The following is a 203-nucleotide window of genomic DNA, read 5'->3' on the forward strand; positions in this document are numbered from 1 at the left end:
CAGTTACCGCACACAAATAGCTCTTGTGATTTACGGTTGTCGGGGTGAGTGTGATCGCATTTAGCGCACTCCTGACTGGTATGCGGGGCGGGTATTTTGAAGACGGCTTTTCCTGCTTGGTAGGCCTTGTATTTGGTGTAAATCTCTATGATGTGCCAGCCAACGTTTAAAATAGACTTGTTTAGCCCAGCCTTTTGTTTGGC

1 protein-coding gene is annotated in these 203 nt (G+C 47.3%); it reads right to left on the reverse strand.

Annotated elements, in window-relative coordinates:
• Positions 1-203 (reverse strand): zinc ribbon domain-containing protein (locus tag JIG41_RS23320; RefSeq protein ID WP_199525083.1); only part of this gene is annotated, 203 nt, incomplete at both ends.

Origin of the sequence: Pseudoalteromonas sp. bablab_jr011, assembly GCF_016464045.1 — a bacterium.
In the GTDB taxonomy this organism is placed as follows: Bacteria; Pseudomonadota; Gammaproteobacteria; order Enterobacterales; family Alteromonadaceae; genus Pseudoalteromonas; species Pseudoalteromonas lipolytica.